12 protein-coding genes are annotated in these 14565 nt (G+C 66.8%); 1 reads left to right on the top strand and 11 read right to left on the bottom strand.

Annotated elements, in window-relative coordinates:
- Positions 1–84: 84 nt before the first annotated feature.
- The 3 genes from ABFP37_RS09785 to ABFP37_RS09775 form a co-directional block, all read right to left on the bottom strand.
- Positions 85–915 carry a carbohydrate ABC transporter permease gene (locus tag ABFP37_RS09785; protein WP_078027477.1) on the bottom strand — a complete coding sequence of 277 codons (831 nt, stop codon included), beginning with the start codon at positions 913–915 and terminating at the stop codon, positions 85–87.
- Positions 912–1838, bottom strand: coding sequence for a sugar ABC transporter permease (locus tag ABFP37_RS09780; protein WP_078027476.1), 927 nt, complete (start codon positions 1836–1838; stop codon positions 912–914). The genes ABFP37_RS09785 and ABFP37_RS09780 overlap by 4 nt, the downstream gene beginning before the upstream one ends.
- A 63-nt stretch (positions 1839–1901) precedes the next feature.
- Positions 1902–3218 (bottom strand): extracellular solute-binding protein, encoded by a 1317-nt coding sequence (locus ABFP37_RS09775; RefSeq protein ID WP_078027475.1) that lies wholly within the window; start codon positions 3216–3218, stop codon positions 1902–1904.
- Between the two features lie 207 nt (positions 3219–3425).
- Here ABFP37_RS09775 and ABFP37_RS09770 point away from each other — a divergent pair, with 207 nt between their 5' ends.
- The gene (locus ABFP37_RS09770) at positions 3426–4457 is read left to right on the top strand and encodes a LacI family DNA-binding transcriptional regulator (protein ID WP_260680914.1); all 1032 of its coding nucleotides are present in this window, start codon (positions 3426–3428) and stop codon (positions 4455–4457) included.
- 5 nt (positions 4458–4462) lie between these two features.
- On the opposite strand, the gene ABFP37_RS09765 is transcribed toward ABFP37_RS09770, so the two are convergent.
- The 8 genes from ABFP37_RS09765 to ABFP37_RS09730 all read right to left on the bottom strand — a co-directional run bounded on the left by ABFP37_RS09765 (position 4463) and on the right by ABFP37_RS09730 (position 14534).
- Positions 4463–5485 (bottom strand): LacI family DNA-binding transcriptional regulator, encoded by a 1023-nt coding sequence (locus ABFP37_RS09765; protein ID WP_078027474.1) that lies wholly within the window; start codon positions 5483–5485, stop codon positions 4463–4465.
- A 98-nt stretch (positions 5486–5583) separates the two neighbouring features.
- Positions 5584–5955, bottom strand: coding sequence for a hypothetical protein (locus ABFP37_RS09760; protein WP_347033421.1), 372 nt, complete (start codon positions 5953–5955; stop codon positions 5584–5586).
- Positions 5956–5959: 4 nt separating this feature from the next.
- Positions 5960–7018 carry an MFS transporter gene (locus tag ABFP37_RS09755; RefSeq protein ID WP_347033420.1) on the bottom strand — a complete coding sequence of 353 codons (1059 nt, stop codon included), beginning with the start codon at positions 7016–7018 and terminating at the stop codon, positions 5960–5962.
- A complete protein-coding gene (locus ABFP37_RS09750) occupies positions 7015–8646 on the bottom strand; it encodes a GMC family oxidoreductase (protein WP_078027524.1) in 1632 nt (543 codons plus the stop codon). Before ABFP37_RS09750 ends, ABFP37_RS09755 begins: the two co-directional genes overlap by 4 nt.
- A 5-nt stretch (positions 8647–8651) precedes the next feature.
- Complete coding sequence (locus ABFP37_RS09745; protein ID WP_078027472.1) at positions 8652–9884, bottom strand: glycoside hydrolase family 88 protein; 1233 nt, start codon at positions 9882–9884, stop codon at positions 8652–8654.
- 26 nt (positions 9885–9910) lie between these two features.
- On the bottom strand, positions 9911–11428 hold the full coding sequence (locus ABFP37_RS09740) for an aldehyde dehydrogenase family protein (RefSeq protein WP_347033419.1): 1518 nt from the start codon (positions 11426–11428) through the stop codon (positions 9911–9913).
- A 41-nt stretch (positions 11429–11469) separates the two neighbouring features.
- Complete coding sequence (locus tag ABFP37_RS09735) at positions 11470–12270, bottom strand: enoyl-CoA hydratase/isomerase family protein (RefSeq protein ID WP_347033418.1); 801 nt, start codon at positions 12268–12270, stop codon at positions 11470–11472.
- Positions 12267–14534 carry a GMC family oxidoreductase gene (locus tag ABFP37_RS09730; RefSeq protein ID WP_347033417.1) on the bottom strand — a complete coding sequence of 756 codons (2268 nt, stop codon included), beginning with the start codon at positions 14532–14534 and terminating at the stop codon, positions 12267–12269. The genes ABFP37_RS09735 and ABFP37_RS09730 overlap by 4 nt, the downstream gene beginning before the upstream one ends.
- Positions 14535–14565 lie beyond the last annotated feature (31 nt).

Below are 14565 nucleotides of genomic sequence, written 5' to 3'. Positions count from 1 at the left end.
TGGGGTTTCGACTGGCTGGCCGTATCCGGCCCGGTGCTGTTGGCGGTTAGTCCTGCTGGCGGTTAGTCCTGCTGGCGCTGGGGCTCAGCCCTTGACGGCGCCAGCGGTCATGCCGGCGACGATCTGGCGGTTGAAGAACAGGTACATGATGAACGGCGGGATGGTGATCAGCAGGATGTTCATGAACAGCAGGTTGTAGCTGGTGGTGAACTGGCTCTGGAAGTTGAACAGGGTCAGCTGCACGGTGGCGTTGGCGTCGCCCGGGAGGAAGTAGAGCGGGTTCTGGAAGTCGTTGAAGATGTGCACGGACTGGACCACGATCACGGTGACGATAACGGAGCGCAGCAGCGGGAAGATGACCCGGAAGAACAGCCGGACCGGGCCGCAGCCGTCGATTACGGCGGCCTCGTCGAGCTCTTTCGGGATGGAGGCGATGAAGGCGCGGAAGAGCATGACGCAGAAGGACAGTCCGAAGGCCACTTCGATCAGGATCAGGCCCGGCAGGGTCTTGAACAGGCCCATGCTTTGCAGGACCCAGATGGTGGGGACCACGGCGGGCGGGATGATCAGCCCCGAGAGGATGAGGAAGTTCGCCACTCCGTTCCAGCGGGACCGGCGGCGCTGCAGGATCCAGGCGACCATCGCGGCGAGGATCACCAGGACGGTGACACTTACCACCGTGAGGATCGTGCTGTTGATGAAGGCCGTGACGAGCATGAACTTGCGGGCGGACAGGACGTCCTGGAAGTTCTCGAGGAAGTTGAAGGTGGTGGGCCAGGAGAAGTCGAGCTTGGCGGCCTCCCGGCGGTCCTTCACGGCGGTGAGCGCCATGAAAGCGAGCGGGACGATGAAGACGACGACGGTGACGGCGATGGCCAGGGCGCCCAGCCCGTAGCGCTTGAGTGCGGTGGTCACTGGTCGACCTCCTTGCGGTTCAGGAACATGGACAGGGGCAGGATGATCGCGGTGACGATCAGGAACAGGACGACGTTGCCCGCCGTGGACAGGCCGTAGAAGCCGGCCTGGTACTGCTTGAAGATGACCGAGGCGATGACGTCCGAGGTGAAGCCCGGGCCGCCCTTGGTCATGGCCCAGATCAGGTCGAAGGAGCGGAGCCCGCCGATCAGGGACAGGATGATCACCGTTGCCGTGGCCGGTCGGGCCAGGGGGAGGGTGATGTTGAAGAAGCTCTGGAACGAGCTGGCGCCGTCCACTTTGGCGGCCTCGAAGTACTCCTGCGGGATGGACACGATGCCGGCGATGTAGATAACGGTGGCGAGGCCCACGCCCTTCCAGACGTCCACCAGGGCGACGGAGAGCAGCGCCCAGGCGGGATCCACGAGCCAGGCCGGCCCCTGGATCCCGATGACCTCGAGGGCCTTGTTGATCATGCCCTTGGATGGGTCCATCAGGATGGTGAAGACGATGCCGACGCCGATGCTGCTCAGGAGTACCGGGAAGAAGATCACGGACCGGAGGTAGCCGCGGGCGATGATCTGGGAGGTCAGCAGTACTGCCAGCAGCATGCCCAGGACCACTTTGAGGGCGGACGTCACGAGGCCGTAGATGAACGTGTTGGTCAGGCCTTTGAGGAGGGCCGGCTCCTGGAAGAACTGGACGAAGTTGTCCAGGCCAATGAAGGTGAAGTCCGTGAGGGTCCAGCGGGTGAAACTGAAGAAGAACGACGCGAAGGTCGGGATCAGGAACAGGGCCGTGTAGACGACGGCAGCGGGAAGGTAGAACCAATAGGGGTACGTCGACTTCCCCTTGGGGCGCTTGGGCTGCACGGCCTGGCGCGGGCGCGTGGCCGAAACTGTCGGTGCGGTGTTGACTGTCATGGGAATCTTCCTAGGGGCCGTCCGGGCCGGCAGGCGGCCCGGACGGCGGGTTGAGTTAGGAGGCTAGTTCCAGCCGGGCAGGTTCAGCTGCTTGGCCTGCTTCTTGACGTCCTCGTCGTAGAGGACGGCGGCGTCCTTGGCGGACCGGATGCCCGAGCCCACCTCGACGGTGATCTGTTCGAGGGCAGGGCCCTTGACCGGGGAGAGGTACTCCAGCGCGGGGCTGTTCTTGGACTGGTCCTCGAAGTACGGGAGCATGTCCTTCACCGCGGCGGGCACGTCCGCGGGCAGGTCGCAGCCCTTGACGAGGTAGGGGCCGTTGGCACCGACGGCCTTGGTCTGGGAGTCGCAGCCGGCCTTGCTCGCGATGAACGCCTGGAACTTCTTGGCTTCATCGAGGTTCTTCGTGGACTTGGGGATGTAGACGCCGCCCGGCAGCCAGACCGTCAGGGCGTTCTTCGACGCGTCCTCGCCCGGAAGCGGGAAGAGGCCGATGTCGTTGAGCTTGTCCGGGAAGGTCACCTTGAGCTCCGGCAGGGCAAAGCTCAGGATCGGGTATTGCGCGCCCTCACCGTTGGCCAGCTTCTCGAGCCCCTGAGCGTATGTGGCGGAGGCGAAGTCCTTGTTGAACAGGCCGGCCTTCGCGGCTTCCTCGAGGTGCTCGAAGCCCTTGACAGCCGCCGGATCGGTGGCGTACTTGGCCTTGTTGGCCGTGTAGTTGGCGGCGAAGTCCGGGTCCGCCTTGGCCACGTTGGCGAAGTCGCCGAGGACGAACAGCTGGGAGGTCCACGTGGTCTGGTACGTCTGGATGATCGGGTCGATGCCCGCTTCCTTGATCTTGCGGCTGTTGGCCAGGAACTCGGACCAGGTCTTGGGAACGGACAGGCCCAGCTTTTCGTAGACCTTCTTGTTGTAGAGCACCGCGCCGGCGTTGCCGGTGCCGACCGGGACGCCGTAGATCTCCTTGCCGGCGGTCACGACGGGCTTGAACGAGTCGGAAACGTTGGCCATGTAGGGCTCGCTGGTGACGGGCACCAGGTTCTGCTCCGGCGAGATCTGGTGGAAGAGGGAACCTGAGTTGTACGAGAACACGTCTGCCATGTCTCCGGTGGACAGCCTGGTCTTCACGATGTTGTCGCCTTCGCCGCCCTGCGGCCGGGTCTCGACCTCGACCTTGATGGTCGGGTTCGCGGCGGTGAAGTCCTTGGCGAGCTGCTCCGCGTATGTGACGGTGTTCTCGGTGTTGTCCACCAGCCAGGTGATGGTCTTCTCGCCGCCGCCTGCGCTGGTGCTGCCCCCGGCGCAACCCGTCAGTGCTACCGCCAGCGCCGTGACGCCTCCAGCCAGGGCGGCCCAATGCCGTGTGCCCGTAATGGCCATCTTTACCTCCTCGTAAAGCCCGCAGGCCCTCGGGCCTATGGAACGTTTCAATTTTGCCTAGCTACGCCATCCAGACTCCGTGCTTGGATTGTGTAGATCGGTCTACGTTTTCCACTGTAAGGCATGTCACAGATCCTCGCAAGAGATTTGTGTAGATCAGTCTACAATTTCCTGTAGAACGGCTCCACGAGGACGCTGGAGGGGGAAATGATGTCGGAGCAAGTGAAGCGGGCCACCATCAGCGACGTGGCCCAGCATGCCGGCGTGTCAAAGGCCGCGGTCTCCAAGGTGCTGCGGGGCGCCTACGGCGTCAGCGGCGCCATGAAGGCGCGCGTCGAAGCCTCGATGGCCACCTTGGGCTACCGGCCCTCCGCCCTGGCCCGCGGCATGCGCGGCAGCAGTTTCACCCTGGGTGTCTTCGTGGTGGACCTGCACAACACGTTCATGTCGGTGCTTATCGAGGGGATCCGTACGGAAGCGGAGCTCAACGGTTACCAGGTCTTCATCGGGGAGGCGAGCAGGGGGCTTGCCCAACAGCGGCAGATGATCGAGGCCATGGTCGACAGGAAGATGGACGGCCTTCTCCTCATTGCCCCGTTCGGCACCGCAGACGACCTTGAGGATATAGCGCGCGGCACCCCGACCGTTGTCCTCGGCCGGCATGGGCCGAGCCGTTCCTACGACACGGTGGCCAGCGATGACATCGCGGGCAGTGCGCTGATTGTGGACCATCTGGTGTCCCTGGGCCACCGGCGGATTGCCCACCTCATGCACGTCGGGAGGGAGAATAACGAGAGCGGCATGCCTCAGGTAGTGCGCGCCACGGGATACAAAGACGCGATGATGCGGAACGGCCTCGAAGCCGAGATCGATGTCTGGGAAGGCCGGTGGAGCCAGGAGGGCGGTCAGCATGCCGCCGGGCTGATGGCGCAGCGGAAGAACCGGCCCACTGCCGTTCATGCCGGAACAGACATGGCAGCCCTCGGCGTTCTCGCCGGGCTCCACGAAGCCGGAGTCAGGGTGCCTGAAGACTTCTCCGTGGTTGGCTACGACAACGTGTTCGCGGCATCACTGCCCCAGGTGGGACTCACCTCGGTGGATCAGTCGGGCATCGAGATGGGCGCGCTGGCGGCGAAGCTGCTGGTGGAGCGCATCCAGGGGCGTCAGGAAGCTGTTTCGGCCATCGTGGCCCCGCGGCTCGTCATCCGCAGGACCACGGCGCCCCCTGCCGGCATGTGAAGGGCTTAGGTCCTTGGGCGCCAAGTCGCTGTTGAGGACCGGATCTTGAGCTGGGGTTGTATGAGGGTCAGCTGCGTGGGCAGTTCGGAATTGCCGTCCGCGAGGCGTTCCATCAGCATCTCGGCGCCTGTGGTGCCGATCTGCTGCGGGAAGCCTGCCACCGAGGTCATCGGCGGAACCTGCCTCGCGGCGATGCGCGTGTCGTCGAAGGACGCGACGGCGATATCGCGGCCGGGTTCGAGCCCCCGGCGGCGCATCTCGCCGTAGACGCCTTCGGCCACAATGTCGTTGTAGGCGACCACCGCATCCGGAAGCCGGCCCAGATCGAAGAGCCGGCCCACCGCCGTCGCGCCTCCCTCGGGGGTGATGGGACTGCGGAACTCATCCACGCTCCACAGTTCGCAGCCTTTGCGCTCGAGCGATCCGCGAAGGCCTTCCTCCCGTTCCGTGAGGGACGGAGCGGGCCGGCCGCCGAGGAACGCAACGCTCCTGCAGCCCAGCGCGGAGAGGTGTTCCCCGAGCATCGTCGCGCCCTTGACGTTCTCGCTGCCGACGTAGTCGAAGCCGGCGAACCGGCGCGCGAGGAGCACCACCGGGACGTTGGCGGCATTGACCTGCTTGGCGAGCCTTTCCGGGTCCGTATCGGGAGCCGGGAGCAGGAGCAGCCCGTCGACCTGGCGCTCAATCATGGAGGCGATGATTTCGTGCTGCCGGTCGGCAAGGTCGCGGCTGTAGCCGATGAAGATCGTGTATCCGGCGTCATGGGTGATCTGGTCCACGGCCATGGCCAGCTCGGCAAAGTACGGGTTGATGATCTCGGTGACGATGAGGCCGATGGTCATGGACCTGCTCTGCCGCAGGTTGGCCGCCTGGCGGTTGTACACGTAGCCAAGCTGGTCCATGGCTTCGCGGACCTTCAGGGCGGTGGACTCCGGAATGCGGGAGCTGCCGCGAACGACGAGCGAAGCGGTTGAACGTGAGACGCCCGCGGCCTTGCTCACGTCTTCGAGGGTGATGCGCGGGGCCATGCTGTAATCCTGCCGGTGAGTCGATAGGCGGAGAAGCGGCGCTCCCCGCCTATCGACTTTACCAACGCGGATGTCCCGGACGGGGGACATCCTGTCCGTCAGGCTGCCTTCTCGTGGATTGCGTCCCGCGGGTCTTCCAGGTTCCGGCCCCTGGTCTCGGGAACGGCGAAGGTCGCGGCGATGGTGATGGCCGTCAGCAGTGCGAGGTATCCCGCGATGGGAAGCCACGCGCCGGCGCCGGCACCCTGGACGGAGCTGCCACCCTCGGCGGTAACCGCGAGGGACATCAGCCAGGCACCGATCATGGGAGCGATGCCGCCGGCGATGACCGCGGAGCCTTCCCGGGCCACCGAGACGCCCAGGTACCGCTGCCGTGATCCGAAGAGTTCGCACATGAGGGCGCTTTGGGAACCGAACATGCCCCACGTGCCGACGCCCAGGCCGATGGAGACGACCACGATGGTCAGCACGGTGTCACCGAAGCTGAGCGCGTACCAGACGGGGAACGCGGCGGCCAGCTGGAAGACCGCGAACGCGCGGTACGTGCGGACCCGCCCGTACCTGTCCGTCAGCCAGCCGGCAAGGGGCACGACGGCGGCGCCTACGGCGGCGGCGAAGACCAGCGAGAGAGCCCCGATGGGGCCCTTGATGCCGATCGCTGCGCTGGAGACGTAGGCAATCGCGAGCGCCTGGTAGATGGACGAACCGCCGTTTTCCGCCATGCGCAGCCCGATTCCGAGCAGGACGGTCTTTCCGGAGCGCTTCAGGAGCGTCCTGAGGGGCCGCTCGGTGACCTGTTCGGAGGGTTCGAGTTTCGCGAAGGTGGGGGGACTCCTTGAGGCGGAGCCGGATGTAGATGGCGATGCCGAGGATGAGGACGCTGGCCAGGAACGGCACCCGCCACAGCCAGGTCTCGGTGATCTTGACTGCCTGGTTCGTGTTCAGCAGCAGGAAATAGACCAGAGCCGCCGTAACCGTGCCCATCTGGACGCCGAGGAAGGGCAGGGACGCGATGAATCCGCGGCGGCGTGCGGGAGCGTACTCGGTCATCAGGATGGACGCGCCGGCCATCTCGGCTCCTGCGCCGAGTCCCTGCATCAGCCGAAGCGCTATGAGCAGGATCGGGGCGAACATTCCTGCGCCGGCCCCGTACCAGTCACCGGGGGAGCCGTTGTACGTGGGCAGGACACCAATGAGGGTGCTGGCGCCGCCCATCAGCAGGATGGTGGCGAGCAGGACGAACTTGCGGCCGAGCCTGTCACCCAGGCGGCCGAAGATGATGCCGCCCAGCGGCCGGATGGCGAAGCCCAGGAAGTACGTGCCGAAGCTCAGGATCAGGCCCGTCGCAGGGTTGCTGCCAGGAAAGAACAGGGGGCTGAACACGAGGGCGGAGGCCAGGCTGTACAGGGCGAAGTCGTAGTATTCCAGGGCGCTGCCCAGGGAGCTGGCCCAGGCAGCCCGGGCCAGGTCGCGGGTCGAAACCCCGGGCTCCTGGGCGGCCCCTGCTTGTGTTGTCTCGTAGTTAAGGCTCACGTGAGTGCCTGTCTGTCGTTGGTGACGGTGGAGTCGGCTGAACGCTTTCGGCCGGGCGAGCTGCCGCCGGCGAGGATCCTGTCCGCGACGCGAAGTGAATTGGCAGCGATGGTCAGCGCGGGATTCAACGCAGCCGAGGAGGGAAAGAAGGAGCTGTCCACGATCCAAAGGTTGTTGAGGTCGTGTGCCCGGCAGTCGGGCGTGAGGACGCTGCTGTTCGGGTCGTGCCCGGCCACCGCGGTTCCGCACTGGTGGGAGTTGGTCTCGATGCCCATCCGTTCGGTGAAGATCACCGGATAGCCGGCCTTTCGGATGGCCCGGCTGACCCGCCGGACCAGTTCCTTGTGGGGCGCGAGGTTGTTCGGCTCCCACCAGACGTGGATCTTGCCGTTGACGACGCTGACGCCGCTGTTCCGCCGCGGCAGGTCTTCGGTGGTGAGGTAGATGTCGATGCTGCGGTCCGACATGGCCTTCAGGAGCCAGGTCGGTGCCCAGCTTCGGGCCATCTTGAGCATGCTGGCGCGCAGCTTCCCGAGCATCTGGAGGTTCCCGAGGGGGTACGGGTTGGTCGGTCCGGCTTCGTACCAGTCGTTGAGGCCGAGCGTCTTCTGCCACAGGGTGCGGTTGATCTTGAACGGGTTGATGCCGATGAAGAACGTGCTGTTGTGCACCATGTAGTTCCGGCCCACCAGTCCGGACGAGTTGGCCAGGCCGCGGGGGTGTTCCGGAGTGGCCGATCGCAGCAGCAGCGCGGCCGAGTTCACGGCCCCGGCGGCGAGGATGAATTTGTCCGCCTCGACGCGGATGAGCCGGTCGCCGCGCTCGGCGAGGGCGGCGACGATGGTGCGCCCGTCCGGTCCCGGGATGAGGCGAATCACTTTGGTGTCCGTCATCAGGGTGGCGTTGCTTTCGAGCGCCGGGTTGATGGCGATCTTTTCGGCATCGGACTTCAGCCCGGCTTCGTTGGGGGCGCCGTCGCTGGTCGCGCACAGGGCACGCTTTTCCGGGGTGCCCGCGTCCAGGCCGTTGGCCATCCGGAAGGGGTGCAGCCCCTGGCGCCGCAGCGAGTCGGCCAGGTCCTGGACGGCCGGTTCGTGGTCCAGGGCGGGGTACGGGTAGGCCTCGGAGTGCAGCGGCTCGGTGGGGTCCTCACCGATCTGTCCGCGGACCTGGAAGAGCTGCTCGGCACGGCTGTAGTACGGTTCCAGGTCGGCGTAGCTGAAGGGCCACGCCGGTGAGGTCCCGTCCTGGTGCTGTGTTTCTTCGAAGTCGCTGGCGCGGAACCGGGGCAGGCATGCGCCGTAGACCTTGGTGCAGCCCCCAACCCAGTAGTAGACGCCCGGTTTGAAGGGGACACCGGTGCGGCCGTTGTACCAGGTGTCGGCATTCTTGTACCGGCCCTTGAGGTAGACCTCGTCCAGGTCCGAATTCTCCGGCTCGGCCGGGAGGCGGCGGCCGCGTTCGATGATGAGGACTTTGGCGTCGGAATCTTTCAGGGCGTAGGCCATGGTGCCACCGCCCATGCCGGAACCGATGATGGCGATGTCGGTCCGGACCGCCTCGTCCGGGGCCGCCGCCTCTGCCGGGGCCGCCGGCAGAGGCGCTTCGTCGATGCTTTCCCAGGACATGGTGGTCACCGGCTCCGCGGGGCTGCGTCGAGGCGGTGGGCTTCGTCGAACTGCTGGATCTGGTCAACGGTGTCCAGGAACCAGTAGTCCCCCCACATGACCGATTCATCGACGCCCAGGTCCTTGCCCTCGTGGTAGCTGCCGTGCTTGAGCATGCCCTCCCACTCTTCGTCCGGGCTGGCCAGGAAATCGTCTTCGGTGAGGCGGCGGAGGATGTTCACGGCGTAGTCGGCATAGATTGTGGCCTTGGTGCGGTCTTCGACGAGGCCGGCCAGCTGCCAGAACCCGCCGGCAGCTGCGGCAGCTGCGGAGGATTCATACGGACGGACGGGTGCGGGTTCTTCCCAGTCGTTCGGCGGCACGAGGCGCTCGCCGGTCTTTTCCATGTAGAAGTCGGCGGCCGCCACTGCCGTCTCGAGGAAGCGGCGCTCGCCGGTGAAGCGGTACACGGTGCCGAAGCCGTAGAGCGCCCAGGCCTGACCGCGGGCCCACGAGCCGTCGTCGGAATAGCCCTGCTGGGTGGTCTGCTTCAGGAACGCGCCGGTGGCGAGGTCGAACATGCCTTCGTGGGACGCCGACCCGTCGCCGCGCATAAGGAAGCGGCGGGTGGTGAGGCAGTGGTCCACGGCCTTGCGGGCCATGTCCTGGTCGCCGGTCTGCTGCGCGGCGTACAGGGCCATGTGGATGTTCATCATGATGTCGATGAACAGGCTGTCCGGTTGGCGGAAACTGGGCATGTAGCGGCCCGCCTCCCGGTAGCGGCTGGCCGTGGTGCGTCCGGCCTCGATGACGACGTCGCGCTTGGCGGTGTCGCCGGTGGCCTCAAACCAGCGCCGGTACGTGGACCAGAACAGGAAGCCGAGGTCGTGGACGGTGTCGTCGTCCTTGCGGTGTTCGATGAGCTCCGAGTAGTGCTCGGCGGCACCGCGGAAGCGGGCCCGGTCGGCGTCGCCGGCACGTCGGGCGAGCATCCACAGCTGGCCGCCGAGGAACCCCTCACACCAGTTGGTCCAGGCCTCGCCGTCAACCACCCATTTGCCTTCCTCGGTGTAGAGCGGGAACCGGTCCGGGTGTTTGGTGATGAGTCCGTCCAGTTTCGCGGAGGCGGTTTTCCAGGCCTTGGACGCGGCCTCGCGGAACAGTGCCGGCACTTCGTAACCGGTGGGGAGGGTGAGCGGCAGCATGACGGGCAGGACGGTGGCGGCGGTTGCCGGGGCTGTTGCGGTGGTGGCAGTCATGGTTATTCCTTCGGGGTTTCTGTGGATTAGCGGCGGGGTGCGTCGGGGGCGTCGACCCACCGGGTATGGCGGGCGCCCACCTGGAGCTGGATGGTCTTCAGTTCGCTGAACTCGGCGAGGGCCTGGCGGCCGAGCTCGCGCCCGATCCCGCTTTGGCCGTAGCCGCCAAACGGCAGCTCCGGGTAGCCGTCCATCCAGCGGTTGACCCAGACGGTGCCGGCGCGCAGGTCCCTCGCGGCGGTGAGGGCCTCGTTGATGTCGTTGCTCCAGATGCCGGCGGACAGTCCGAAGGACGTGGAATTCGCGATCCCGATGGCCTCCTCGAGCGTGTCGTAGGGAAGCACGGACAGGACCGGGCCGAAGATCTCGTCGGTGGCAATGGACATCTGAGCCGTGACGCCGGTGAAGACGGTGGGCTGGTAGAAACGGCCGTCCAGGCCCGTGTCGAGCCGGTCGCCGCCGGTGAGAAGGTGGGCGCCGGCTTCGCGGCCTTCGGCCACGTAGCGTTCGACGACGGCGAGCTGGGCGTCGTTGACGAGGGACCCGACGAGGGTGTCGGCCTTCAGCGGGTCGCCGACGCGCATGTGCCTGGCCCGTTCGACGACGGCGGCGGCGAACTCATCGGCGATGGAGCGGTGCACGATCAGGCGGCTGCCGGAGTTGCAGCACTGGCCGACGTTGAAGTAGCCGCCGAAGACGCCGGCATCCACCGCGGCGGTGAAGTCCGCGTTGGGCGTGACGATCTGCGGGTTTTTCCCGCCGAGTTCGAGTTCCACCTTCTTCAGGTCCCGGCCGGCGGAGGCGGCGATGCTCTTGCCGACGCCCGTGGAGCCGGTGAAGCTGACCATGTCGATGCCGGGGTGCTCCGCGATGGCCGAGCCGACCACCCGGTCGCCGGTGACGATATTTACGACGCCGGCGGGGAAGCCCGCTTCGCGGATGAGCCGGCCGAGCATCACCGTGGTCGCGGAGGTGCTTTCGCTGGGTTTGATCACGGCGGTGTTGCCGGCGGCGAGGGCGAAGGGAAGTTTCTGGCTGATGATCAGCAGCGGGAAGTTCCACGGCGTGATCATGCCGATGACGCCGATCGGTTCGTGCACCACCAGGGCGAGGGTGTCGGGTCCCAGGGCGTTGTGGGCGTCGCCCTGGGTGTTGCGGGCCAGGCTGGCGGCGTATTCCCACAGCTCGGCGGTGCCGGCGACTTCGTTGCGGGACTGGGTGATCGGCTTGCCGGTCTCCAGGGTTTCGGCCAGGGCCAGTTCCTCTGCATCCCGGCGGACGAGCTCGGCGACCTTCAGCAGCAGCTTGGAGCGCCGGGAGCCGCTGGACTGCCGCCAGCCCCGGTCCAGTGCCCGCCGGGCCGCGCTGACTGCCCGGTCGACGTCAGCCTCGGCGCCCTTGGGGAACGAGGTGACCTCGACCTCGTGGGCCGGGCTCAGGCGGGTGAAGGTCTCTCCGCCTTGGGCCTGGGTGTCTTCGCCGTCGATGATCATCGGGCGGTAGGTGGGCTCGACGTCGTCGAGCGTGTAGCTCTTGGTTTCCATCTCGGGTGTCCTTAGAAAGTGTGTGATTCGCGGGCGGCGATTTAGTGGTCCGTGAAGTGCGGGGTGCGCTTTTCCCGGAAGGCTGCGACGCCCTCGGCGAGGTCATCGGTGGCGGCTGCGAGGCCGCCGGCCAGCGCCTCAAGTACTCTGGACGGCGCCCCGTCCGCTGCGGCGTCGATGATCTGCTTGCCCAGCTGCACGGCGAGCGGGGCGCCGGCAAGCAGATCGTTGCTGAGCTGCGAAACGGCCTCTTCGAGGCCCTTTTTGGGTGCGACGGCGGTGGCCAGCCCCCAGGCGACGGCTTCCTCGCCGGTGAGCTGACGGCGGGTCAGGACGAGTTCCTTGGCCCTTGCCCTGCCGATGAGTTCGGTGGCTCGCTCAGTGCCGCCCCAGCCGGGTACCGTGCCGAGGCCCGTCTCGGGCAAGGCAACGCGGGCTTCGGCGGCGATGACGCGGAAGTCGCAGGCCAGCGCGAGTTCCAGGCCGCCGCCGAACCCGAGGCCGTCGACGACGGCGATAGTGGGCTGGCGCAGGCGGGCCAGGGCATCGAAGGCCCGGTGGCCCGTGGCGATCCAGTCCCGCCACATCCGGGCCGCGGAGAGGCCGGCGAAGTGGTTGATGTCCGCGCCGACGCAGAAGACCCTCTCACCCGCGGTTCGTACGACGACCACCCGCGCCGCCGAAGCGGAAACCTCGCGGGCCGCGGCGGCAAGGTCATCGAGTAGTCCAAGGGTGAGGGCGTTCAGCTTCGCCGACCTGTCGATCAGGATGGTGGCGGTGTGGCCGTCCTCTGAGTATTCGACGGTGACCTGCCCGGTGATCTCTTCCGTTGCGGTGCTCATGGCTGGTCCTTTCGCTGGCCGCCGAGCTCGCCGGCCAGGTGTTCGGCCGCGCGCATCACGATGGCCCAAATGGTCAGGGTGGGGTTGATGCCGGGGCAGCTGGGGAAAGCGGCGCCGGAGTACAAGTACAGGTTGCGGGTGTCGTGCACGGCGAGGTGTTCATCCAGGACGGAACCGGCCGGGTCGTGGCCGAAGCGGGCGCCGCCGAGGTCGTGGCTGGAGCCGACGCCGGTGAAGTACGGGCCCTGCCAGGTTTTGGTGGCACCCATGTCCTTGAGCAGCCCGGTTGCCGTGTCCGCCATCCAGGAGGCCAGGCGGCGTTCGTTGTCCCGCAGCCGGTAGGTCACGCGGACCAGCGGCATGCCCAGGCCTGAGGAGTCGCGGTGCCGCGGGTCGATTTCCAGGCGATGGGAGGCGTATGGCAGGGCGTCGGGCTGGATCCGAATCACGCCCTGTTGGGACCAGAGCTTCAGGTGGTTGCGGTAGCCGGCGCCCCAGCGCCGGACGTCCTCGGGCAGGGTTTCGCGGGCGATCTGCAGCGGCAGGGCCTGCTGCTCGGCGCCGAGGGTGGCGCCTCCGATGAAGCCGTGGTCCAGGGAACGGAACCCGGGGGAAAGGAAATCGTCCAGGACCACGCCCTGCGCGGCCGGGCCGGTGTGCCGGTTGAACTCCGTGCCCGGGAAGAGCGCATCGACGTGGCCGAACATCTTGGTCATGTAGTGCATGCCCAGCTGCCCGGTGTTGTTGCCGAGGCCGTTCTCGTGCCGGGAATCGGAGGACAGGTACATCAGGCGGAGGTTTTCGTAGGTGTAGGCCGAGAGGATGACGGCGCGGGCGTACTGGCGCCGGACCCGGCCCAGGGGATCCACCCATTCGACGCCCCGTGCCGCGCCGGATTCATCCATGATGATGCGGGTGACGCGGGAATGGGTCCGCAGCTCGAAGTTGCCGGTGGCGATGGCCGCGGGCACGGGGCCGAGGCCGGGGTGCCAGCGGTCCCCGCGGAACGAGCCCAGCCCGTTGTTCCAGGCGCTGTAGCCGGTGGCGGGACGCCCGCCGTAAGACTCGGTGGTGAATCCGACGGGAACGGGGTGGGGGTGGAGGCCGGCGGCCCGCGTCGTCTCGGTGAACTTGTTGCCCAGGATGAACGGACGGGTGGGCGGCAGCGGCAGGGGCCTGCTGCGCTTGATGAACGGGTTGGACTCGTCCCCGGCGATGCCGATCAGGTGTTCGAGCCTGGTGTAAAACGGCTCCAGCTCCTCGTAGCTGACGGGCCAGTCCGCCAGGGTGCAGTCCTCGGGCAGGGCGTCGGGCCCGTAGAGGCCGTCGTAGTGGCTCTTCGGCGCGAACTGCCAGGGGTGGAAGCGGCGCAGCCAGGACCCGTAGTGCCCGGCGGATCCGCCGACGCCGTTGACCATGCGGCCCAGGGAGAACGTGGCTTCCCGGCTGTCCTCTTCGTCGGCCGATTCGCGCCAGCGCGGGGTCTCCTGCTGGAACTTCGGGCCGAGTCCGCCGCGGGTGTAGTAAGCGTGTTCGAGTTCGTCGGGGAGGAACTCGTCCAGCGGCCGGAACGGTCCGGCTTCCATGCCGACCACGCTGAGGCCGGCTTCCGCGAAGACCTGGGCGCTGAGCCCGCCCATGGCGCCGACACCGACCAGCAGGACGTCCACTTCATCGGTCAGCTGCGGGTTGACGGCGTTCTCGTAGCCGAGCTGCTTCAGCTTGTGGCCCTCGGTGTCGCGGGGGATTTCCTGCATGGCGTCCGCGAGGGTCTTGATGACTCCGCCCTTGGTCACGTGCCCGGTGCTGAGGTTTTCCTCGGCCGAGTTTTCCAGCCAGGCACCGGGGTGCTTGAGGAATTTCCAGCCGACGGCGTCCTTGTTGCCGCCGTGGGCGGGATCGGCGAACAGGCCTTCCTGCAGGTGGGCGACGACGAGCCCGAAAAGATCGCGCTGTTCCTTCGCCGGCAGCTGGGCTGTGAGTTCGCCCTGTTCGAGCAGGGCCACCACGTCCGTGCGCTCGTCCAGGGTGAGCGCGGCGAAGTTCCGCCCGTGCTTGTCCTCGGCGTAGCGGTCCAGGGCGCCGAACAGCCATTGGTACCGCGGAAGGTCCTTGCGTCCGTAGCCCTCCAGGGTCAGGTCCAGGTATTCGGTGACTCCGGCGTCGCGGACGTCGGGGCTGTCGCCGTCGGAGGGGAACATCGCTTCGAACAGGGCATCGGCGAGCTCGGTTTCGTACGGGGTGAGGATGCGGAGGCTTCTCATCGCAGGGGTCCTTTCAGGCTGTTCAGCCGGC

Source organism: Burkholderia sp. RS01 (assembly GCF_039748055.1).
In the GTDB taxonomy this organism is placed as follows: domain Bacteria; phylum Actinomycetota; class Actinomycetes; order Actinomycetales; family Micrococcaceae; genus Arthrobacter.
This window is presented reverse-complemented; position numbering and strand designations above follow the sequence as displayed.